The sequence below is a fragment of the Klebsiella sp. CB_Kp196 genome, assembly GCF_040061575.1.
Classification (GTDB): domain Bacteria; phylum Pseudomonadota; class Gammaproteobacteria; order Enterobacterales; family Enterobacteriaceae; genus Klebsiella; species Klebsiella michiganensis.
The window spans coordinates 70,398-91,714 of the sequence record NZ_JBEAFH010000046.1; the positions used below are offsets into that span (position 1 = coordinate 70,398).

A 21,317-nucleotide genomic window follows, 5' to 3' on the forward strand; every position below is an offset into this window, starting at 1 on the left:
TACCCGGCGGGTTGTTGATCTAAAACAACATAATGAACAGGGATAATCGGGTGAGAGCGAAAAATGTGCAGCGTCTGGCGCTGCTGGTGACGGCGTTCCTGCTGAACAGCAGCGGGTGGGCGGCGTCGTGGAATATCGGCGTTCTGGCCATGCGCGGCGAGGTCTTAACCCGCAGCCACTGGCAGCCGCTGGAGGTGATGCTCAATCAGCAGCTAACGGATCAGCAGTTTCACATTCAGCCCCTCGATCTGCAGCAGATGCAGGAGGCGGTCAATAACGGCTCGGTGCAGTTTGTGGTGACCAATCCGGCGCAGTTTGTCCAGCTGAATAGTCATTCTTCGCTGCGCTGGCTGGCCTCTTTGCGCTCTTCGCTCGGGACAAGCAACGTTATCGGCAGCGTCATTTTGACTCGTCGCGACAGCGGTATTGCGTCGCCGGCCGACCTGATCGGCAAAACGGTAGGGGCCATCGATCCTCAGGCCTTCGGCGGCTATTTATTGGGATACAAGGCGCTGAGCGATGCCGGGCTGCGGCCGGAACGCGATCTGCATCTGCGTTTTAGCGGATTCCCCGCGGATGCGCTGATCTATCTGCTGCGTGAACGGGCAGTGCAGGCGGCGATTGTTCCGGTGTGCCTGCTGGAAAAAATGGCTGATGAGGGACTGGTAAATAAAGCCGATTTTACCGCGGTCATCGAGGGGCCGGCGGCGATACCTTGTTTAACCAGTACCCCGCTGTATCCCGACTGGTCGTTTGCCGCGCTGCAGGCGGTGAGCGACGCGCTGGCGGATCGCGTGACCCGCGCCTTGCTCAATGCCCCGGATAACGCCGTCTTTCACTGGGGCGCGCCCGCTTCGACCCGTCAGGTGGAAGCGTTGCTGAGCGAAGTTCAACAGCACCCTCAGCAGCGACGGCTGTGGCTGGAGGTGAAAAACTGGCTTATCCAGCACCGGTTAATCATGGGCGGCATCGGGCTGACGCTGCTGTTGCTGACGCTGAATTATATCTGGGTGATGCTGCTGGTGCGGCGGCGCGGCAGGCAGCTTGAACGCAACGCTATCCGGCTGCGCGAGCAGGAGCTGGCGCTGCAAACGGCAAGACAGATGAGCGTATTGGGTGAGATGACCTCAGGCTTTGCCCATGAGTTAAATCAGCCGCTTTCGGCCATCCGCCACTATGCGCAGGGTTGTACGATCCGTTTGCAGAAACAGGATCCGCAGCATCCCTTACTGCCCGCGCTGGGCCACATCGATCAACAGGCTCAGCGCGGGGCGGAAACGCTGCGCAATCTGCGCCATTGGGTCAGCCAGGCGCACGGGGAGCCAGGACGAGCGGAGAACTGGGAACGTATCAGCGTTCGTCAGGCTATTGACCATGTCTGGCAGTGGCTGCGAATGCCGCAGCAGTTTCCCGGGCTGTTGCTCAACAGCGATGTCGATCGCCCGTTAACGCTCGTCTTACCGCCGGTTCTGCTTGAACAGGTGCTGGCGAATCTGATCCTCAATGCGGCGCAGGCCGGGGCGAAGATGCTGTGGATTGATGCCGTTCGCGATGCCGGAGGCGTGAAGATCGTCCTGCAGGATAACGGCGGTGGTATCGCCGGGGCGCAGCTTGCTCAGGCATTCCAGCCGTTTGTGACCAGTCGACAAGAGGGGATGGGGCTTGGGCTGGTTATCTGTCAGCGGCTGGTCCGCTATGTCCGGGGGGAAATAAGCCTGGCAAATCAAACGGCGCCCGATGGACGACCCGGTGTCGCCGTGGAACTGACATTCATGCAACAAGGAGCGCGGAGCGGCAATGGCGATAATTCATCTACTGGATGACGACCTGGCGGTGACCCAGGCATGTGCTTTTTTACTGGAAAGCCTGGGTTACGAGGTAATGTGCTGGGCAGAGGGGGACGTCTTCCTCGCACAGGCCGATCTCTTCCGGACCGGCGTTGTCCTGCTGGATATGCGGATGCCGGCGCTGGACGGTCAGGCAGTACATGAGGCGCTGCGTCAGCGCGGCAGCACCCTGGCGGTGGTTTTTCTGACCGGACATGGCGACGTACCTATGGCGGTAGAACAGATGAAACGCGGCGCGGTGGATTTTCTGCAAAAGCCGGTGTCGGTGAAGCCGCTACAAACGGCGCTGGAACACGGCCTGGCGGCCTCAGGCGAGCGGTTTGCGCGGCAAAAGAACGTGGACTGCTATCAGCAGCTAACGCCCAAAGAGCGGGAGCTTGCGCTGCTGGTGGTGAAAGGGCTGATGAATCGGGAGATTGCGGAGATAATGAACATTGCCGTACGCACGGTGGAGGTCCATCGGGCGAGGGTGATGGAAAAGATGCAGGCGGGGAGTCTGGCGGAGTTAGTCAGCATCTTACAGCCGATTATCGCGTGATTTTAATGATTCCGATGAATGAAGCGTGGAGAGCTCCCGGCGGGAACAAAAAACGGCGGTTAATATCAGAACACAAAAATTGGTAGGGAAGATGGAGATGAATGCAATTGCAAATGATATTTATTTTCATTAGTGTTTGCATTCCGTAAGCTACTGTAAAGAAAAATTACATGTCTACCGCATCCCTGAAGCAGGCCGCGCGCCTCGCGCTGGTCATTTCGTTTTCCCTGCATGCTCCCTCCGCCTCGGCTAAGGATTTCACCGAGCGGGACTTCCGCGCTCAGGCTCTCGGCCACGGCGTTTACGAGCTGGCCTATGATAACGGCCAGAAGACGCTCTACGCTGCCTCCGCGCCCTCGTTTGATAAAGATAAAACCGCGGGACTGGTCTTTCGACTGGCGGCGGATTCTCTGCGGATTGATGAGAAAATCGTTACCGAACGCCGCGCCTTCGCGCTCTCCCTGGATGAAGAAAATCACATCCTGTATTTGGGTAACGCGCTGGATGGTTCGCTAACGCTTCTGGATACGCTGACCAATAAGGTGATTAACACTATTCAGCTCAGCGATGATTCAGATCCTGCGAAACAGGCCCACGTCCGCGAAGTAGTGCTGGATAAACTAAACCAGCGTTTGTATGTGTCAGGGATCGGGCGCAAAGGCCAGGGCCTGCTCTGGGTGGTCGATACCCGCAAGCAGCAGCTGATTGACACGCTGAAGAACATCGACCCCGTAGGGTTTGCCGTTGATGCATCGGGCGAAAAAGTCTATGCGGTCACCGGCAACGGGGAGTTGGCTACCCTGGACGGCAAAACGTCGACGTTAATTTCCCGCGTGAAGGTCGATCCGGCTGACGCTGAGCACTATTTCCTCAATATCGCCCTGAACAGCGCCGCCGGAGTCGGATATATCGCCGATACCAACACCCGCGATGTGCTGGTGGTGCGGCTGGACTCTGGCAAGCTGGTCGATCGTATCGCTTCGCCAAACTCGGTCGCTGTGCTCTATAACGCCAAGCGCGAAGAAATCTACGTGACCCATCGCAACGATCGCTCGATTAGCGTCATCGATGCGCGAACCCATCGTCTCAAGCACACCCTCAAAACGGCGGCGATGCCCAACAGCTTGGTCCTTTCTGCGGATGGCGGAACGCTTTACGCCAGCGTCAAACAGGACGAAAAAAGCGATCGGCCTGACTACGTTCTCAAGATCGATCTCACTCAATTCTAAGGACTTTTTGTGGCGATGAAGACACGCATAGACGTGGCGATGGCGCTCGCCTTCGTCAATCTGCCCGCGGCAGCCTACGCCGCTGATGGCGCAGGGATAAATGAAGAACAGATGGTAGTGACCGCCACGGGATTCAGCCAGGAGAGGCGCGAGGCGCCGGCGACGATCTCGGTGCTCGATGAGAAGGCGCTGAATACCCGTTCCAATCAGAACGTCACGGAAGCGTTGCGCGAGATGCCGGGCGTGCTGGTGGGCAACGGCCACGGCAGCCTGGCGACCGGCGATGTACAGATGCGCGGTATGGATTCGACCTATACCTCGTTTATGGTGAACGGTATCAAGCAGTCTACCCGCGAATCGCGACCTTATGGGCATCACATTGGGTCTGAAGCCGCTTTTATGCCGCCGCTGGCCGCCATTGAGCGGGTGGAGGTGATTCGCGGGCCTATGTCATCGCTGTACGGCTCTGACGCTATCGGCGGTGTGGTCAACGTCATCACCAAAAAGGCGTATAACCTCGAAAAATGGACGGGGGTGCTGGAGGATAATTACTTCCTGCAGGAGAAAAGCGAATACGGCAATACTAACCAGACAAACGCCTTCTTTATGGGGCCCGTCGTACCGGGCAAACTCGGCGTCAGCGTGGGGGCTGACTATCTTGACCGTCGCGATGATGACAGCCCGACTCAAGAACGTTTTGTTAAGCATCAGGCGGGGAATCTGGACGCCACAATTTCTCTTTCGCCAACCGATACCCAGCTCTGGGATCTGAACGCCGCCAAAGGCAATCAGGAGAAAACCCATAACGATAAAGCGTGGTACTGGGGCTTTGACCGCGATGCGGTCTCGCTGTCACAGCATGCCTGGTACGGTGATGACCTGGTGGAGGTGAAGAACTTTATCAGCTACGAAAAGGCCCGCACGGAGTACCGCGTGCCCGGCATGGACTCGCAGTTTATCAAGCAGAATAATTTTGAGGCCAATAGCGCGAACACCTTTACGCTGGCCGATCACAAGCTGACGCTAGGCGTAAACTTCACGCGCAATGAGCTGAATGACACCTTTGGTATTGCGGACAAGCAGGCGCCCGGCGTCACCCCGGTGAGTAAAATCACCCGTCACGGCTGGGCGGTTTTTGCTGAAGACGCGTGGATGATTGTACCGGACTTCACGTTGACCACCTCTGCGCGCCTGGATCATGACAGCTATTTTGGCTATCACGTTACGCCTAAGCTCTACGGCAACTGGACCATTGACGAAAGCTGGGCGCTGAAAGGTGGCGTATCCGCCGGCTATAAAAAACCGGACCTGCGCCAGAACAACGCCGGCTTTACCAGCGTCTACGGCGCTTATCCCTATTCTGAGATTGGTATCGGCAACGACGATCTCAAACCGGAGCAGAGCATCAACACCGAGCTGGGCGTGTACTGGCAGCAGGATGCGCTGGCGCTCGACGCCACGCTTTTTCATACCAAATTTAAAGACAAAATCAGCGACCATACCATCTGTACCGCCTCGGCTACCCGGCAATGCCAATACAACGGCTATACCGCGGATAGCGTGTCGCAATACATTAACGTCGGGGATGCGGAGATCTACGGACTGGAGCTGAACGGCGACTGGCAGGTGACCGCAGCGCTGAAAGCGAACGCCAACTATACCTATACCCACAGTGAACAAAAAAGCGGTGAGTATAAGGGTTATGCGCTTAGCGATTTCCCCAGCAGTATGGCCAACGTTTCGCTGACGTGGAACACCGCTTCCGATCTTGAACTGTGGACCAAGGCGAGCTGGCGCAGCAGATCGCCGGATATCGGCAAGTCCAGCTCAACGGATGCCTATGCGCTGGTAGATCTAGGCGTGCGTTATCGCCTGAGTAAGCACGTCACGCTGATGAGCGGTATCTACAATCTGTTTGATGTGAACCCGGTTTACACTACCGCTTACCGGCAGAAGGCGATGCTGGAAGGGCGACGCTATAATTTCGGCGGCCGCGTGGAGTTCTGAAAATCGTGCAGGGGCCGAATAGCCCCTGCGATAACATGCAAAAAAAGCTCTCAGGGCCTGAAGTCCAGAACCACATGATTGAATGTCTGATAGGTTTTTTCATCCGGCGCGGGCGGAATTTTGGCTTCTTTCAGCGCGGACATTACCGCCGCGCATAACGCCGGATCGCCGCTCTCGACCGCTGGATTATGCACCGTCCCGTCACGCTGTAGCGTTAAGCGCACCGAGCATTTTTGCCCCTGCCAGGACGCCGGCTGGTCTATTTTCGCGAAGATAGCCCTCTGAACCTGCGTCAGATAGCGTGAGACGTTGGCCTGCGGTGATTGATCTGAACCCGTTTGATAATCGCGAAACATCTTATCCACTTCTGCCGATACTTTCGCGTCTTCGGCGCTATCCGGCGCAGAAGCACTACCCGAGCAGGCGGAAAGAAGTAAAGAGAGAGTGCAAATGAGCACCGGGCGGATTTTCACGGACATGGTAATGCCTCCTTGCTGGTGATGATGCGTTTCTGACGCGAGACGGTTATCCTCTGTTATTCCGCGATATTATTCAAACGCCGATCGCCTGGTATGCGCTTTAAAGTGACAGTGTCACTCATTCTTTGCCTTTGCCGCGGGCGGCTACGCCATCCAGTCGCGGATAATGTCTCCGTATAGCTGCTCAGCCTCCTCCAGCCGGCTGAGCAGGCAGTACTCGTCGGTCTGATGGGCCATAGACGGCTCGCCGGGACCGAGAATAATACAGGGTGGATCGGCCAACGCAGGCAGCAGCAGCGAGGCGTCGGTAAAGTAGGGCACCACGCGCGGTTCAATCGGCTTAGCGTGCAGCGGCTGGCAGCGCTGATAAACCTGTTTAATCCACGCATGATCCTCCCGGCTCAGTACGGCGGGCAGGTCGACCAGCGTGGATACCGTGACGCTTTCGCCAAGCAGCGTGGTCAAGCGCTGCCGGATAGTGGCGTGCTGTAAATTGGGCGCGCTGCGGATATCGACATCAAAACGCGTGCGGTCCGGCACGGAATTAATATTGAGTCCGCCTTCGATGCGTCCGACGTTGAGGGTGGGCTGCTTCATCAGCGGGTGCGCCGCGCCAGGGGAAAAATGCTGAATCTTACCCAGCGCATCCGCCGCAAGATAGATAGCATTTATCCCCAGCTCCGGCATCGCGCCGTGGGCGGTTTTTCCCCGCGTTTCGCAGCGTAGCCAGAGCGCGCCTTTATGGCCGATCGCCGGATAGTTGGCGGTGGGCTCACCGACGATCAGCGCGCCCACGTCCGGCAACGTCGCGGAGGCGATCAGCGCCCGTGCGCCGTCGCAGCCGGTCTCTTCTCCGCCGGTAATCAGCAATACCGCGCCGCGTCCGGAGAGGATCGTTTCCCGCTGATGAACGCAGGCGACGGCAAACGCCGCTATCGCCGCTTTCATATCGCTGGACCCGCGGCCATAAAGACGCCCGTCTTCTATCTGCGAGCCGAAAGGATCGTACTGCCACCGGGCATTTCCCAGCGGCACGGTATCCAGATGACCGGTAAAGGCCAGCGGTTTACCGGTCTTCGCCCCGGGCAGCCTGGCGATAAGATTGCAGCGTCCCTCGCCGAACGACGACAGCGAAACCGCAAAACCGCGATCGTTAAGCCAGTCGGCGAAGAACCGCATGCAGTCTGCTTCGCTGCCCGGCGGGTTGATGGTGTTAAAGCCCAGCAGCTGCCGGGCGAGCTCAAGGGTGGCGGCCATCAGCGACGTTCCGTCAGCCAGTCAAGGCAGTTAATCCACAGCTGGCGATAGCCGGGCCATTGAGCAAACTCTTCCGGCAGCCAGTGTGCCGACATATCGCTGGTCCACACCAGCGAGCGACCCTGTTGATACTCGCGAATGGCCAGCAGCGGATGACCGGTACCGGCGACCGTCGCCAGCAGTTTGCCTTCCGGATGCATTTCTACTTCGTTATAGCCCAGCAGCCACGGCCATTCGCCCGGAATATCGTTGAACAGGGCGTGGGATTCCGTCACTTCGGCATAGCAACCCTCCGGGGTTTCAATGCGATCGTCCCACGCCAGACAGCGGACCGGCAGAACTTTCTCCACCGCGGTATGGCGATAGCGCGCGCCGCCGTTAATCCCCTGGAAGCTGTAATAGCCGCCAATCATCATCAGCGAGCCGCCGCCGGCCACGTAGTCATGCAGCAGCGTCAGACGGTTGGCGGTTCGGCGGCTTTTCAGCCAGGTGTCCGGATGCAGCAGCAGCGTATTGGCGCCAATATCCGAAAGAATAATCGCATCCCACTGCTGCAGCGCTTCCAGCGTCAGCGGAAAGTCTGTCGCCGCCGCGTGGGCGGGCATATAGGTAATGGCGTAGGCACTGTCAGCGAGCGCGGCCAGAAAATCCGTTGCGCCGGTGTGCCAGGTGGCGGTGGCAAACTGGTCGAAGCCTTTAACGTGCGTTGAGGTGCTGGTCCAGGATTCACCGACCAGTAAGATTTTTTTCTGCATTATGACTTTCCTTTTATCCGCCAAAGACCCGTTGGGGATTTCCAATCATCAAGGTTTCAAGCTGTTCGCCGCTGACGCCGTGGCGCCGCAGGCGGGGAACAAAATGCTTGAGTATGTAGCCGTAACCGTGGCCGCCGTAGCGGGTGAGCATGGTTTTCAGGAAGACGTCCTGCGACAGCAGTATTTGCTGGATATAGCCGTCGTCAATCAGTTCGCGAATCGCGCGGGCGTTCTCCTCGTCGGAGGGCGACTGCGCCGACTCGTCGGCGTAGTAATAGCTCATGCCGATCATGTCGTATTCGAGAAACGCCCCGCGCTGCGCCAGCTCCCGCTGGTAGCGCTTATCGGCAAAGCTGGGATTCATATGGCACAGGACGGTATGGCGTAAATCGGCGCCTTCCTGTTCGAGAATATCCAGCACCCGATGGCCCAGCCGCTCCCAGCCGGGCAGATGGACCTCGATCGGCACGCCGGTCGCGGCGCTGGCCCGGCCCGCAGCGCGCAGCGATTTCTCCTCATCCGGGGTAAAGCGGCTCGAGATCCCGATTTCGCCGATGAGCCCGGCGAGCACGTCCGGTTTCTCCTCCGCGCCGCCCAGATCGTAAATCAGCCGTTCGGTCAGCTGTTCGACGCTGCTGGTTCTTACCCACTCGGGGTGCGAAGGTTCCAGATAGAGGCCGGTGCCCATAATAACGTTCAGACCGGTCAGGCGCGCGATGCGCGCCAGCGCGTTGGGATCGCGGCCGATACCGATATTGGTCGGGTCGACCACCGTTTCTCCGCCAAGGGCGCGATATTTCGTCAGCTCTTCAATCGCGACGTCGACGTCAAACAGCTGGCAGTTATCGCGGCTCATCAGCGGATTCAGCGACAGTTCGCCGAGGTTTTCCATTTTCACCGGCATTTCGGCAAGATGGCGATCGCTACAGCAGCAGGGCGGTACCCATTTGCCGGAGGCATCCAGCAGTATATGCTCATGCATCAGGGTAACCCCCATTTCGCTAATCGGCAGCGGGCCAAGCACCGTCATCACGTAACCGCTGCTGACGCCAAGCGGCAGCGGGGTGGGGTGGCGAAAAATTGATCCTTTCATCAGCTATCCTTTTGCCGCGGAGCGCGTGGGGTTGAGAATGCGGGTGTTCAGCCAGATCGCCAGCAGGATAATGGTGCCGGTGGCTATCTGGGTGTAAAACGGCGAAATATGCGACAGGATCAGCCCGTTCTGAATGACCGCAATCGACAGCGCGCCCAGCAGCGTACCGATAATGGTACCGAAGCCGCCAAACAGGCTGGTACTGCCAAGCACAACGGCAGCAATAACCTGCAGTTCAAAGCCTTCGCCCTGGTTGGAGGAGCCGCTGCCGAGGCGCGCGGTAATGATCATCCCCGCCAGCGCGGCGGCCATCCCGCTGATGATATAGACCTTCATGGTGACCGCTTTGGTATTAATGCCGCTGCGTCGCGCGCCTTCGGCGTTAGCGCCGATAGCGGTCACGTAGCGGCCAAAGCGCATATGATTGAGAACAATATGCCCGATAACCAGAATCATAATGCCGATCAGCGCGGGCATGGGGATACCGACTACCCACGCGCGTCCTATAAAGGTAAACAGGCTGTCAGCCGGAACCGGAATCGAGTAGCCCTGGGTGACCAGCAGCGCGATGCCGCGAACCACGGCCAGGGTGGCGAGCGTGACGATAAACGCCGGAATACCTTCATAGGCGATAAAGAAGCCGTTGATGGCGCCCACCAATCCGCCGAGCAGCAGGCCGCCGAGCAGTACCACCGGCCACGGCAGCCCCCAGTTATTCAGGGCGATAGCGGAAAGCGCGCCGACCAGCGCGAGGGTGGAGCCCACCGACAGATCGATACCGCCGGTGGTAATGACCAGGGTCATCGCCGTCGCGACAATCAGCAGCGGGGCGCTCTGACGGATGATGTTGAGCCAGTTGGTGCCGGTGAGAAAGTTGCTGGTGATCAGCGAAAACACCACGCAGCAGAAGACGAAAAATAGCGCGATGCTGACCACGCCGGAGTGGTTATGCAGCAGGCGGCGCGGCAGCGAATGCTGGATCATGCGGGAGCTGCTTAAGTTCATGATACTCATCCTGTTACCTCAATGTGCAGCCGCAGAGCGGGCGGTGAATTTTTCGCCCACAATCAGGTTAACGATATCGCTCAGGCTGGTGTCGGCCACCCGTCTGTCGGCGACGTTGGTACCTTCATACATCACCATGATTCGGTCACAGACCAGGAACAGGTCCTGCAGGCGGTGGGTAATCAGAATCACGCTCACCCCGCGAGCGGAAACGCGGCGAATAAGCTCCAGCACCGCTTCGACTTCCGCGACGGCCAGCGCGGCGGTGGGTTCATCCATAATCAGCACCTTCGGGTCAAAGGCCGCCGCGCGGGCGATGGCAATGGCCTGGCGCTGGCCGCCGGAGAGATTTCGCACCAGCAGCCGGGTATCGGGAATGGAGATCCCGAGCCCTTTTAGCATCTCCCTGGCATCGGCGTGCATTCTTGCCTCATCGAGGAAGGGGATACCGAGGAGTGATTTCATCGGCTCGCGGCCCATAAACAGATTGCCCGCGACGTCGACCGTGTCGCAGAGCGACAGATCCTGATACACCATCTCGATATGGCAGCGGCGCGAATCGGCCGGATTAGTAAACTGCTGCTGTTCACCGTCGATACGAATCGTGCCGCTGGAGGGGATCACCGCGCCAGAGAGCACTTTGGTCAGGGTCGATTTCCCCGCGCCGTTATCGCCCACTAAGCCCAGCACCTCGCCCGGAGCCAGCTCAAGGTTGACTCCTCGCAATGAACGTATCGACCCGTAGGTCTTGGTGATATTAATCATCTCCACCCTTGGCGGGGTAGTTTGTGGCTGCTGCATCTGATAACTCCCATCGCTGTTGCCGGGAAAATGTTCGCCATCCTGCGGGAGAGATGCTATCCGACACGGTTTACATGCTAGTAAACCGGTTTACCTGCGGAATAGAGCACTCGCCAGCACTGTCAGGACAAACGCTATGTAAGATATTTGTTCGCCAGTAAGAACATTGCAGCATCCATGCCAGGGCAGGAACAACACAGCAGCCCTGTGATTTAACCTTATGTAATAAATAGAGTTTATTCATTACGCTCCGGTAAACCGGTTTACTGATTATAGTGAATAAAATGTTAATTGATCGTTTTTTGCGCCAAAAGCGGGCGCTTTTGCGCCATTTTGGGACGTGCTTAACAGATCTTGATCGAGTCGCGGCCAATCCACTCTACCGGCAGGCGGGTTTCCGCCGGGATGTCCCGATCGTCGTTCAGCAGACGCATCATGATGTTCACCGCGGTGCGGCCCAGTTCCCGGGCGGGCTGGCGGATAGTGGAAATCCGCGGCTGGGTAAAATCGGCATAGTTGGCGTCATCGAAGCCGACTAACGATAGCGCCTCCGGCGCCTGGAGCCCGCTGGCGCGCAGACCGTCGAGCAGGCCGAGCACCAGATAGTCGCTGGCGGCGAAGACGGCGGTCGGGCGAACCGGCTGGCTGAACAGGGTCCGCAGCGCCTGCTGGCCAAACTCGCGCTGGTAGTCACCGTACATGACCCATTCGGGCGGCCAGCTCAGGCCGGCCTGCTCCATCGCGGTGCAGAAGCCCTGATAGCGCTCGCGTACGCTCATCAGCTTGTCCGGGCCGCCGACGAAAGCGATATGGCGATGCCCGGCGGCGATCAGCTTTTCGGTGGCGATCCGCCCGCCCTGGACGTTATCGGCAAACACTTTCGGCACCTTACTGCCGGGAATATCTTCATCCAGCAGGACAATGCGTTCGTGACGCTGGACTTCTTTGCGCAGCAGGCCGTTATCGGGGCGGTTGGTGGTGAACAGCAGGCCGTCGACCTGGCAGGTATCCAGCCAGCGGATAAACTGGCACTCTTTTTCCGGGTTGTTGCGGGTGATACACAGTACCAGGCTGTAACCGCTGGCAGAAGCGGCCTCTTCGGCGGCATCGGCCAGTTCGGCAAAGAAGGGGTTGGTAATATCGGGGAGCACCAGGCCGAGCGTTTCGCTGCCGCCTTTGCTAAGACGGCGTGCCAGGCTATTGCCGCGATAGTCCAGTTCGCGAATGGCGGTTTCGATGCGATCGATGGTGTCCTGCGGTAGCACAATACTGTTGTTCATATAGCGCGACAGGGTTGCCTTCGACAGCCCCGCCAGCTTTGCCACATCGGATAACAATACGCGTTTTATACTCATTTCCTGCGCCATTTCTGCCAGAATCGGCTATCTGTAACATAGTTAAGCGCGGTGGATACAGCAATTTCTCTGCTAACAATAACCGGAAATAAATGCTTGACAAAATTTAATCTGCGGAGAATTGTATAGGCAGTTTACCGCATCATCCGGGAAGTCATTCCCAAACCCGTTTAACTCATTCCAGTCGCGCACCGACACGGACCGGTTGCCGGAATGAAATTAAGCAGGTATCCGCCGAACGGTCGATGATTGTTCTGGCCATATAGACGATATTTGCCCGCCAAAAAATAATCCTTCTGCGTTCGCATGCGGCGCGGAACTCTGCTGGCTATCAACTATTCCCGACGAGGATACTGATGATGTTATTTCACACCGGAAAACTGCGTTTACTTGCTGTTGCCACCACGATGCTGGCATCAATGAGTTTTATTTCTGCCGCCGGCGCCGCCGGTCCGACTTATGCGCTGGTACAAATCAATCAGCAGGCCCTGTTCTTTAATCTGATGAATAAAGGCGCGCAGGATGCGGCCAAAGCCAGCGGCAAGGATCTAGTTATTTTTAACTCTAACGATAATCCCGTGGCGCAAAACGACGCGATAGAAAACTATATTCAGCAAGGCGTTAAAGGCATTCTGGTTGCCGCTATCGACGTTAACGGAATTATGCCCGCGGTAAAAGAAGCGGCCGCCGCTAACATTCCAGTGATTGCGATTGATGCCGTATTACCGGCCGGGCCGCAGGCGGCTCAGGTTGGCGTTGATAATATCGAAGGTGGCAGAATTATTGGTCAATACTTCGTGGACTACGTGCAGAAAGAGATGGGCGGCCAGGCGCGGCTGGGTATTGTCGGCGCGCTGAACTCGGCCATTCAGAACCAGCGGCAGAAAGGGTTTGAAGAGACGCTGAAAAGCAATCCGAAAATTACCATCGCTAACGTCGTCGACGGCCAGAACGTACAGGATAAAGCAATGACCGCAGCGGAGAACCTGATTACCGGCAACCCCGATCTGACGGCGATCTATGCCACTGGCGAACCCGCTCTGCTGGGTGCTATCGCCGCCGTGGAAAACCAGGGGCGCCAGAAAGATATTAAAGTCTTTGGCTGGGATCTGACGGCGAAGGCGATTTCCGGTATTGACGGCGGCTACGTCACCGCCGTTCTGCAGCAGGACCCGGAAAAGATGGGGGCTGAAGCCCTGAATGCGCTGAACGCTATCACTGCAGGTAAAACCGTGCCGAAAACCATTCTGGTTCCGGCCACGGTGGTAACCAAAGCGAACGTCGATACCTATCGTTCGCTGTTCAAGTAGGTCAGCGCGCGCCGTTCACGGCTAACAGAGCGGTGAGTTCGTGGCCGTCGGGAAACGCGCTGAGCGTCCCCCGACGGCTAACGGTAATGGCGGCAGCGCGGCTGGCGTGCGCCAGCGCCAGCGCATCCGGCTCGACGCCGCGCAGGATCGCGGACGCCAGCATCACCGCGAGGAACGTGTCGCCAGCGCCGGTGGTGTCTAGCGCCTCTGCGGGGACGGCGGGGCAAAACTGGCGCTGACCCGCCTGAACCAGCCAGGCGCCTGCCGCGCCCTGGGTTACCACTAAGGTTTTCACGCCGTAAGGCTTAAGCTGCTCGGCCTCGGATTCATTGACCACCGCGATGTCGATGAGCGGCCACAGATGGCAAAAGTCAGGATTGACAGGCGAGGGGTTGAATACCGTTGTCATACCGCGGGCTTTGGCGTACTGGAATAGCGCCCGGGTTTTATCCAGGGAGAAATTGCCCTGCTGTAGCAGAATATCGCCCGCGGCGGCCTCCGCCATATGCGGAATAATATCATCAAGGTTGAACGTATCGGCTGCGGCCGTCGTGGTAATGATGGCATTGTCGCCATCAGCGCTATTTAAAATAATCGAGGTGTCGCTATGTTGATTGAAATGGCCGTCGGGTAGTAGCGTCAGTGGTTCATTTTTTATCTGCTGACGGATCCACTCGCCGTTGCTGTCATTTCCCGTGGCGGCAATTAATCGTGTGTCGATTCCGCAGCGGGATAATATAATCGCCTGATTCGCGCCTTTACCGCCGATATCCTGCGAAACTTTAATGCCGTGAATGGACGCGCCTTTTTTCGGTATATCCGGAATGGACCAGGTTTCATCTACGGTAATATTACCAGTAACGTAAACACGCATAGTGTTCCCTTAACAGGATGGATAAGATGGTTTCTATCTCAGCAGAAAAAACGAATGCAATACAAGCTATTTTTTCACGTAATAAAGTTGTTATTGGTGTTATTCATTGCGATCCTTTTCCCGGCACGCCGAAATATCGAGGGAAATCAGTCTCCGGTATTGTTGAACGTGCGCTTCGCGATGCCGAAAATTATATTTCGGGCGGCGTTCACGGCCTGATTATTGAAAACCATGGTGATATTCCTTTTTCCAAACCTGAGGATATCGGTCATGAAACCTCTGCGCTGATGGCGGTGATTACCGAGAAAGTTCGCGAGCGTTTTGGTGTGCCGCTGGGCATTAATGTCCTGGCGAACGCGGCGATCCCGGCGATGGCGATCGCCCTGGCGGGCGGGGCCGATTTCGTCCGCGTAAACCAGTGGGCCAACGCCTATATCGCCAACGAAGGATTTATTGAAGGAGCGGCCGCTAAGGCGCTGCGCTACCGCAGCATGCTGCGCGCTGAACATATTCGCGTCTTTGCCGATAGCCACGTCAAGCACGGTAGCCACGCCATCGTTGCCGATCGTTCGATTCAGGAGCTCACGCGCGACGTGGATTTCTTCGAGGCCGACGCGGTAATTGCGACCGGCCAGCGCACGGGCGATAGCGCAACGATGGAGGAAATTGACGAGATCCGCGCGGCGACGGAGCTACCGCTGCTGGTGGGCTCCGGGGTGACGCCCGCCAACGTGAGTCAGATCCTCGGGCGGACCCAGGGGGTCATTGTGGCCAGTACGATGAAGGTCGATGGCGTCTGGTGGAACGATGTTGAGCTGGCCCGGGTGAAGCATTTTATGTCGGTCGCTCAGGCCGCGCTGGAGGATGCGTAATGGAAGCGTTTAGCGAACGCCTGCTGCGTGAACATCAACCGGCGTGGCAGGCGATGCAGCAGCACCGTTTTGTGACTGATATCGAACAGGATCGTCTGCCGACAGCCGTCTTTAACCGCTATCTGGTGTTTGAGGGCAACTTTGTCGCGACGGCAATCGCGATTTTTGCTCTCGGGGTTAGCAAGGCGCCGGGTATTCATCAGCAGCGCTGGCTTATTGGCGTCCTGAATGCCCTCGTTGACACGCAGATTGCATGGTTTGAACAGGTGTTATCAGAACGGCGGATAGCTCCCGCTGATTATCCGGACGATCTGCCCGGCGTGCAGCGCTTTCGCGACGGCATGCTGCGGACGGCCCGGCAGGGAAGCTATGAGCAGATCGTTACCCTGATGTTCGGTGCGGAGTGGATGTATTATTTCTGGTGCCGACGGGCGAGCGAACATCGCCAGAGCGATGCTGACGTGCGTCGCTGGGTGGAAATGCACGCGGAGGACGAATTTTATCAGCAGGCGCTCTGGCTGAAGAACGAACTCGACCGCTGCGCCATGGCGCTGAGTGAAAGCGAAAAGCAGGCGCTGTCGGCGCTTTACGGTGATGTGCTGCAGTGGGAAATTGATTTCCATCACGCTGCGTACGAGGAGTAGTCGTGCGCTAAACAAAGGGGTCGCCGAAGCGGCGCCCCCTGAACATTGATACTATGATTGGACGCATACTCAGGTTAATCACCGTTTCAGGGAAATCATGAACTATCAGGATGAATTGCAGAGATTATTGTTAAACGACCCGATAAGAATGAACGCGCTTTACGCCGTTCAGGCGCTGGAACTCAGCGATGGCTGGATTGGCGCCGGCTTTGTCAGAGATGCGGTCTGGGATCATCTGCACGGCTACGGGCAAAGGCCAGTTTCGGGTGATGTGGATGTTGTCTGGTTCGACGCGAAAAGCGGCAGCGCCGCCGACGATAGGGCGCTGGAAGAGAGGCTGAGCCAGCAATCATCCGCCTTTAACTGGTCGGTGAAGAATCAGGCCAGAATGCATCAACGTAACGGTAATAAACCTTATCACTCCACGGAGAATGCGTTGTTGTACTGGCCTGAAACGGCGACGGCTATCGCGGTCAGAATGGGACGTTCAGGGCTTATTGAGGTTATCGCGCCCTACGGGCTGGACGATCTGTTTGCACTCCGTCTGCGGCCCACGCCGGTATTTGCGCAGCATAAGCTGGCTATTTTCCGCCAGCGCGTCGCGGAAAAACGCTGGCTGCAGCGCTATCCAGGCCTGCAGCTGATTGTCCCGACCTGAGCCGTTTTCGCCATCACTGCGGGTTAACGCCTGATTTTATGTCATGCCCACTGGGCAGAGTACCGATTTTCCTGCCGTATCCGGGCAAATATCCTGCACGTTGACGCTTATTGATTATACTTTGATGGCAGGTTGTGCTGCTTCAGGCGGTTGCCGCTCTTGGGTAGCAGAACCGACATCCTGGAAATGGGCTTAGCCGGTCTGATGAATATTTGATCGTGAAACAGTAATGGAGGTATGGAACGATGGGATTATTAAATTTTGTCAAAGAAGCGGGCGAGAAAATATGGGACGCCGTCTCCGGCGGCAGCAAGGAAGATAAGGCCGACAAGCTGAAAAAACATATTGATGGTCTTAATCTGCCCGGTGCCGAAAAGGTCAATATTGATGTTGCGGACGACGGCACCGCGACGGTTACCGGCGATGTCGGTTCGCAAGAAGATAAGGAAAAAATTCTGGTGGCGGTAGGTAACGTCACCGGCGTTGGTCAGGTTAATGACAGCGTGAAGGTGGCGCAAAGCGGGGCGGAAAGTCGTTATTATACGGTGAAATCCGGCGACACCCTGAGCGCCATTTCAAAAGCGATGTATGGCTCCGCCAATGAGTATCAACGTATTTTTGAAGCCAACAAACCGATGCTGACGCATCCCGATAAAATCTATCCGGGCCAGGTGCTGATTATTCCGGCGAAGTAAGCGCTGAATTCCTTCGGCAGTAGCAGGCCGATGGAATTATCTTCAAGGCCGGCCAGTGACAATATAGGTTTTGTTGCTGGCTGGGGTTGTCCCAGGCGTTTTCCGGACGTCAACGAGTTAAATTCGGTGATGACAGGGATGCGATTATTGCATCCCTGGATCGTTGGATCAGAAGAAATCAATTCGCGTATTGATACCGACGGTGCGGCCCATATTAACCTGCGCGACGGCGCTGCTGCCGTTCATATATCCATAGGTACGGTAACGACGGTCGAACAGGTTATCGACATAGACGGAAATATTCATCCGTTCCGTCGCCTGCCAGCCAATGCTGCTGTCCAGGGTGGCGTAGGCGCCTTGCCGCAGCTGGTTGTCGCCATCGAAATAGTGCGGCCCCACCAGATTAACCGCCAGCCGGGGCATCAGTGCGCCATAGCGCGTATCAATCACGCCATTCACGCTGCTTCCCGCGCCGTAACGCGGTACGAACGGCACCCGGTTGCCGTGGTACAGCTCGCTGTCGTTGGTGAATTCGGAACGGATCATGTTGCCATTGATATCCCATGACCAGCCGGGGGCAAACCGCCATTTCGCTTCCAGCTCAACGCCGGTGGCGTCGGCTCTCCCCGCATTGCTTAAGGTCTGCATTCCGACCGGGCCAGAGTAGAGCTGCATATCTTTGGTGTGGGTATAAAAGGTGGCGGCTTGCAGCGTGACATCGGCGGTTTCGTAACGGGTGCCAATTTCATAATTGATGGATTTTTCCGCGTTGAACGGTTTGGCATCAAGACCTGCGGTAGGCACGATATTGTATCCGGAAGGTTTATATCCCTGGGCTACGCGGGTATACACCCGCCAGTCGTCGGTCAGCAGATAGCCTGCGGAGAGCTGTCCGAGCACCCGGTCGTCATTGCTTTTACCCTGGTCGCCAAATGGGTTTCCCAGCATGCTGCCGTGATACTGCGTGCTGGCTTTATCATGCGAGAAACGCACGCCGCCGCCGATGTCAAAACGTTCGGTTAAATGCCAGGTCAGATCGCTGTAGGCGGCAAGGGTTTCAGCGGTGGTATAGCCGGTGCTGCTTAAATAGGGCATCGTCGGCATATCGTAGGAGGAATTTAGCTTTTCGCGGGTGTTCTGCCGGTACAACCCAAATACCATATCCACGGTACGCGTATCGCCGAGGGTGGCGGCGCGTAGCTCCTGCACATCCTGGTTCCAGCGCTGAGGCATATTGACGATCAACGAGCCGGAAGGGAAGGTCCGGGAATAATTCTGCTGCTGCCAGGCGCCGATCAGATTGAAAACCCAGTCATCGGTAGCGTATTTACCGCTTAGCGTCTGGCTGTCAGTACAGCGCCGTAGGTACGGGTCCGGTGAACCCTCGCCGAGAGACAGCGTACGGCTCTTGAGATCATTCCATGCCACGTAGGCATCCTGTGTAGCGCGAGTGCATTCGCGCGAGGCGGAAAACCCCATTTCCCAGGGCTGGTCGTCCGGCGCCAGACGCAGTTTCACATTCCCGATACTGGCGCGGGTACCGCCTAAATCATCGCTACCGGTCGAGGGGTTAATCATCTCGCCGTCATCAACCTGGCGTAAAAGGGTCACGCTGCCGTATAACAGGCCATCCTGAATCGGGCCGCTCAGGTTGAGTTTGCTTCGATAACTGTCACGACTGCTGACGCCGCCTTCAATATAGCCGCGCGGCGTGCTGTCCGGCTGCTGGGTGACGATGTTAATGATCCCGCCCTGGGCGCTTTTGCCATATAAGGTGCCCTGCGGTCCTCGCAGCAGCTCCACGCTTTGCACATCGGTCAGCGCCTGGATGGTGTTGGTCGAAAGCTGCGGGACGCCATCGACATACAGGGTAACGGCGGGGTTATAAAAGTCCTGGGCCGAAGAGATGCCGCGTAGCGAGATCGTTGAAAAAAGCATGTTGCCGCTATTTTCAATATTCAGCCCTGGCAACACTCTGGGGAGTTTGTCACTGGCGGTAACGCCCGCGTCGCTTAACTCCGTCGCGCTGATAACGGTAGAAGAGACATTATTGGCTGATGCCGAGCGGGAAGACTGTTTGCTGGCGGTGACCACCAACGTGCTTTCGTCTTGCTGTGAGGTTTGGCTATGAGCAGCGGCCGGGAGTAAAAATCCCCCCAGAACCAGAGGATAAAACCGTGTCATTTTCATTGTTATGAATCCCTGAAAAACGGCGAGACGCCAAAATACCGATAATGGTGAATTGAAAATGATAACTATTTCTAATTGCACTGCTACCCGAAACGGGTTTATTTCCACCTGTTTCGGGTAGCGGGGCGCTTATTGGGCTGAATGGCGATAACGCTCAATGGCGAGCGCCGTCAGGCGCTTTTTATCTACCTTGCCGACGGCGGTGAGCGGCCAGTGGGTCAGAAACTCAATTTGATCGGGAATCTTCCACGCGCTGATTCCCATTCGGACCAGCTTTTGACGCAGCTGTTGATAGTCAGAGGGAGTGCGTTGCGCGATGATAAACGCGCATATCCGCTCGCCAAGCAGCGTGTCCGGCGCGGCGACCACGGCGCAATCCTTTACGTCTTCCAGACGCATCAGCACCGATTCCACTTCCGCAGCGGCTATTTTCTCTCCGGCGCGGTTGATCTGCTCTTTTATACGCCCCTCAACGTACAGATTTCCCGCCTCATCGAGCCTGACATTGTCGCCCGTACGGTAAAATCCTTGCGCGGTAAAGGCCCGCGCATTGTGCTCGGGAGCGCGATAATAGCCCGTAATAGTATAAGGACCGCGCGTTAATAACTGTCCCGTTTCGCCGGGCGCAACGTCGTTCTCCTCTTCGTCAACGACGTGAATTTCATCCAGGGGAGACATAGGGCGCCCCTGGCTGTGGAGAACGGTGGCCAGAGGATCGTCCAACCGGGTAAAGCAGAGCAGGCCTTCCGCCATACCGAATACCTGTTGCAGGGGACAATCAAACGTCGAGATAACCTGCTCAGCAAGCGTTGGGTCAAGCCGGGCGCCGCCCACCTGAATGACGCGTAGCGAAGAGAGATCGCTGTCTTCCCACTCTCTGGCCTGCACCCAGAGCTGCGCCAGCGCCGGTACCAGGGCGACGTGGGTCACGCCTTGTTCAGCGATTAAAGGCATCACCTCATCGCAGCTGGCGCTGTCGGTCAATACCACCTTTCCGCCGCAGGCAAGGGTTCCCAGAATACCGGGGCAGGCCAGCGGAAAGTTATGCGCCACGGGGAGGACGGCGAGATACACGCTCTGTGGCTTAAGGCCGCACAGTTCGGCGGAGGCGCTGAAGTTATAGCTATAGTCAGCGTGCCGTCGCGGGATAAGCTTTGGCGTCCCGGTGGTGCCGCCTGAGAGCAGCAGCAGCGCGGTGCCGGCAGCATCGGGCTGCGGCCACGCCTGCCGTTCGCCGCGCAGCGAGAAGAGCGGCGTAAAATCGTCGCCTTCGGTCTCACCTGCGACCAGAACTTGCCGCAGGCAGACGTGTTTGCGCGCCATCTGGCGGGCCAGGTCCGCGTGGCTTTCTCCGTGAATCACATAAGCGGCCGGTTGCGCCAGCGCGATCAGCGCGTCAATATCCAGCGCCCGCTGCGAGGGCATCGCCAGAACAGGGATAACGCCCAGTCTTAACAGCGCGAACAGCAGGATCACAAATGCGTTGCCGTTGGGGAGCTGGATAAGCACATGTTCTCCCGGACGCAAACCCAGCGAGTATAACCCTGCAGCAAGCTCATCGACCCGAAGATCGAGCGCGCTGTAGGTCAGCGAGCCTTTGGCATCAACGACAGCAGTTCGCGAGGGATAGCGAGCCGCCCAGTGGCGCAGCTGTTCAGCAATGGGGAAGGGATACTGTTTTATCAGAGAATCAAAAGAAGAATGCATG

The 21,317-nt window shown here is 57.3% G+C and carries 19 protein-coding genes; 9 read left to right on the plus strand and 10 right to left on the minus strand.

What is annotated here, in order from left to right; genetic code table 11:
* The first annotated feature begins 50 nt into the window (after positions 1 to 50).
* From ttrS to ABLU87_RS15050, 4 genes are all read left to right on the plus strand, one after another.
* Positions 51 to 1,823 (plus strand): tetrathionate respiration histidine kinase TtrS, encoded by a 1,773-nt coding sequence (gene ttrS, locus ABLU87_RS15035; RefSeq protein ID WP_122116803.1) that lies wholly within the window; start codon positions 51 to 53, stop codon positions 1,821 to 1,823.
* Positions 1,798 to 2,385: a tetrathionate respiration response regulator TtrR gene (gene ttrR / locus ABLU87_RS15040; protein WP_014838517.1), complete on the plus strand. Its 588-nt coding sequence runs from the start codon at positions 1,798 to 1,800 to the stop codon at positions 2,383 to 2,385. The genes ttrS and ttrR overlap by 26 nt, the downstream gene beginning before the upstream one ends.
* Positions 2,386 to 2,555: 170 nt before the next feature.
* Positions 2,556 to 3,614: a YncE family protein gene (locus ABLU87_RS15045; RefSeq protein WP_122116804.1), complete on the plus strand. Its 1,059-nt coding sequence runs from the start codon at positions 2,556 to 2,558 to the stop codon at positions 3,612 to 3,614.
* A 9-nt stretch (positions 3,615 to 3,623) separates the two neighbouring features.
* Complete coding sequence (locus ABLU87_RS15050) at positions 3,624 to 5,621, plus strand: TonB-dependent receptor (RefSeq protein ID WP_100248290.1); 1,998 nt, start codon at positions 3,624 to 3,626, stop codon at positions 5,619 to 5,621.
* 50 nt (positions 5,622 to 5,671) lie between these two features.
* Here ABLU87_RS15050 and tolA read toward each other — a convergent pair whose 3' ends face one another.
* From tolA to ABLU87_RS15085, 7 genes are all read right to left on the minus strand, one after another.
* Entirely contained in the window at positions 5,672 to 6,100 is a 429-nt protein-coding gene (gene tolA / locus ABLU87_RS15055) for a cell envelope integrity protein TolA (RefSeq protein ID WP_154919111.1), read from the minus strand.
* A gap of 144 nt (positions 6,101 to 6,244) precedes the next feature.
* Entirely contained in the window at positions 6,245 to 7,357 is a 1,113-nt protein-coding gene (locus ABLU87_RS15060; protein WP_048252245.1) for a M20 family metallopeptidase, read from the minus strand.
* Positions 7,357 to 8,112, minus strand: coding sequence for a glutamine amidotransferase (locus ABLU87_RS15065; protein WP_014838512.1), 756 nt, complete (start codon positions 8,110 to 8,112; stop codon positions 7,357 to 7,359). The genes ABLU87_RS15060 and ABLU87_RS15065 overlap by 1 nt, the downstream gene beginning before the upstream one ends.
* A gap of 13 nt (positions 8,113 to 8,125) precedes the next feature.
* Positions 8,126 to 9,205: a phosphotriesterase-related protein gene (locus ABLU87_RS15070; RefSeq protein ID WP_122116851.1), complete on the minus strand. Its 1,080-nt coding sequence runs from the start codon at positions 9,203 to 9,205 to the stop codon at positions 8,126 to 8,128.
* A gap of 3 nt (positions 9,206 to 9,208) precedes the next feature.
* Complete coding sequence (locus ABLU87_RS15075; RefSeq protein WP_014229399.1) at positions 9,209 to 10,210, minus strand: ABC transporter permease; 1,002 nt, start codon at positions 10,208 to 10,210, stop codon at positions 9,209 to 9,211.
* Positions 10,211 to 10,228: 18 nt separating this feature from the next.
* On the minus strand, positions 10,229 to 10,975 hold the full coding sequence (locus ABLU87_RS15080; protein ID WP_162557591.1) for an ATP-binding cassette domain-containing protein: 747 nt from the start codon (positions 10,973 to 10,975) through the stop codon (positions 10,229 to 10,231).
* A gap of 380 nt (positions 10,976 to 11,355) precedes the next feature.
* The gene (locus ABLU87_RS15085; RefSeq protein ID WP_038424520.1) at positions 11,356 to 12,378 is read right to left on the minus strand and encodes a LacI family DNA-binding transcriptional regulator; all 1,023 of its coding nucleotides are present in this window, start codon (positions 12,376 to 12,378) and stop codon (positions 11,356 to 11,358) included.
* A 344-nt stretch (positions 12,379 to 12,722) separates the two neighbouring features.
* Between ABLU87_RS15085 and ABLU87_RS15090 the strand changes: the two genes are divergently transcribed.
* A complete protein-coding gene (locus tag ABLU87_RS15090) occupies positions 12,723 to 13,676 on the plus strand; it encodes a substrate-binding domain-containing protein (protein ID WP_014229396.1) in 954 nt (317 codons plus the stop codon).
* Between the two features lies 1 nt (position 13,677).
* Here the strand turns inward: ABLU87_RS15090 and ABLU87_RS15095 are convergent, their stop codons facing one another.
* Positions 13,678 to 14,550: a PfkB family carbohydrate kinase gene (locus ABLU87_RS15095; RefSeq protein ID WP_064374677.1), complete on the minus strand. Its 873-nt coding sequence runs from the start codon at positions 14,548 to 14,550 to the stop codon at positions 13,678 to 13,680.
* 26 nt (positions 14,551 to 14,576) lie between these two features.
* Here ABLU87_RS15095 and ABLU87_RS15100 point away from each other — a divergent pair, with 26 nt between their 5' ends.
* From ABLU87_RS15100 to lysM, 4 genes are all read left to right on the plus strand, one after another.
* Complete coding sequence (locus ABLU87_RS15100) at positions 14,577 to 15,422, plus strand: BtpA/SgcQ family protein (protein ID WP_047723922.1); 846 nt, start codon at positions 14,577 to 14,579, stop codon at positions 15,420 to 15,422.
* Positions 15,422 to 16,066, plus strand: coding sequence for a TenA family protein (locus ABLU87_RS15105; RefSeq protein ID WP_102802893.1), 645 nt, complete (start codon positions 15,422 to 15,424; stop codon positions 16,064 to 16,066). Before ABLU87_RS15100 ends, ABLU87_RS15105 begins: the two co-directional genes overlap by 1 nt.
* A 97-nt stretch (positions 16,067 to 16,163) precedes the next feature.
* Entirely contained in the window at positions 16,164 to 16,724 is a 561-nt protein-coding gene (locus tag ABLU87_RS15110) for a nucleotidyltransferase family protein (protein ID WP_122116850.1), read from the plus strand.
* 245 nt (positions 16,725 to 16,969) lie between these two features.
* Positions 16,970 to 17,419: a peptidoglycan-binding protein LysM gene (lysM, locus tag ABLU87_RS15115; protein WP_009652149.1), complete on the plus strand. Its 450-nt coding sequence runs from the start codon at positions 16,970 to 16,972 to the stop codon at positions 17,417 to 17,419.
* A 168-nt stretch (positions 17,420 to 17,587) separates the two neighbouring features.
* Here the strand turns inward: lysM and fyuA are convergent, their stop codons facing one another.
* Together fyuA and ybtE are read right to left on the minus strand one after the other, a co-directional pair.
* Complete coding sequence (gene fyuA, locus ABLU87_RS15120; RefSeq protein WP_064378015.1) at positions 17,588 to 19,609, minus strand: siderophore yersiniabactin receptor FyuA; 2,022 nt, start codon at positions 19,607 to 19,609, stop codon at positions 17,588 to 17,590.
* 129 nt (positions 19,610 to 19,738) lie between these two features.
* The gene (ybtE, locus tag ABLU87_RS15125) at positions 19,739 to 21,316 is read right to left on the minus strand and encodes a yersiniabactin biosynthesis salycil-AMP ligase YbtE (protein WP_122116849.1); all 1,578 of its coding nucleotides are present in this window, start codon (positions 21,314 to 21,316) and stop codon (positions 19,739 to 19,741) included.
* Between the last annotated feature and the right edge of the window lies 1 nt (position 21,317).

What these genes read in the sequence shown, in the direction of transcription:
- ABLU87_RS15110 (WP_122116850.1), top strand. Translation starts at nt 16,164, where the DNA reads ATGAACTATCAGGATGAATTGCAGAGATTATTGTTAAACGACCCGATA.
- ABLU87_RS15045 (WP_122116804.1), top strand. Translation starts at nt 2,556, where the DNA reads ATGTCTACCGCATCCCTGAAGCAGGCCGCGCGCCTCGCGCTGGTCATT.
- ABLU87_RS15075 (WP_014229399.1), bottom strand. Translation starts at nt 10,210, where the DNA reads ATGAACTTAAGCAGCTCCCGCATGATCCAGCATTCGCTGCCGCGCCGC.
- ABLU87_RS15070 (WP_122116851.1), bottom strand. Translation starts at nt 9,205, where the DNA reads ATGAAAGGATCAATTTTTCGCCACCCCACCCCGCTGCCGCTTGGCGTC.
- ybtE (WP_122116849.1), bottom strand. Translation starts at nt 21,316, where the DNA reads ATGCATTCTTCTTTTGATTCTCTGATAAAACAGTATCCCTTCCCCATT.
- ABLU87_RS15095 (WP_064374677.1), bottom strand. Translation starts at nt 14,550, where the DNA reads ATGCGTGTTTACGTTACTGGTAATATTACCGTAGATGAAACCTGGTCC.
- ABLU87_RS15105 (WP_102802893.1), top strand. Translation starts at nt 15,422, where the DNA reads ATGGAAGCGTTTAGCGAACGCCTGCTGCGTGAACATCAACCGGCGTGG.
- ABLU87_RS15060 (WP_048252245.1), bottom strand. Translation starts at nt 7,357, where the DNA reads ATGGCCGCCACCCTTGAGCTCGCCCGGCAGCTGCTGGGCTTTAACACC.
- ABLU87_RS15100 (WP_047723922.1), top strand. Translation starts at nt 14,577, where the DNA reads ATGGTTTCTATCTCAGCAGAAAAAACGAATGCAATACAAGCTATTTTT.
- tolA (WP_154919111.1), bottom strand. Translation starts at nt 6,100, where the DNA reads ATGTCCGTGAAAATCCGCCCGGTGCTCATTTGCACTCTCTCTTTACTT.
- ABLU87_RS15085 (WP_038424520.1), bottom strand. Translation starts at nt 12,378, where the DNA reads ATGGCGCAGGAAATGAGTATAAAACGCGTATTGTTATCCGATGTGGCA.
- fyuA (WP_064378015.1), bottom strand. Translation starts at nt 19,609, where the DNA reads ATGAAAATGACACGGTTTTATCCTCTGGTTCTGGGGGGATTTTTACTC.
- ABLU87_RS15065 (WP_014838512.1), bottom strand. Translation starts at nt 8,112, where the DNA reads ATGCAGAAAAAAATCTTACTGGTCGGTGAATCCTGGACCAGCACCTCA.
- lysM (WP_009652149.1), top strand. Translation starts at nt 16,970, where the DNA reads ATGGGATTATTAAATTTTGTCAAAGAAGCGGGCGAGAAAATATGGGAC.
- ABLU87_RS15090 (WP_014229396.1), top strand. Translation starts at nt 12,723, where the DNA reads ATGATGTTATTTCACACCGGAAAACTGCGTTTACTTGCTGTTGCCACC.
- ABLU87_RS15080 (WP_162557591.1), bottom strand. Translation starts at nt 10,975, where the DNA reads ATGATTAATATCACCAAGACCTACGGGTCGATACGTTCATTGCGAGGA.
- ttrR (WP_014838517.1), top strand. Translation starts at nt 1,798, where the DNA reads ATGGCGATAATTCATCTACTGGATGACGACCTGGCGGTGACCCAGGCA.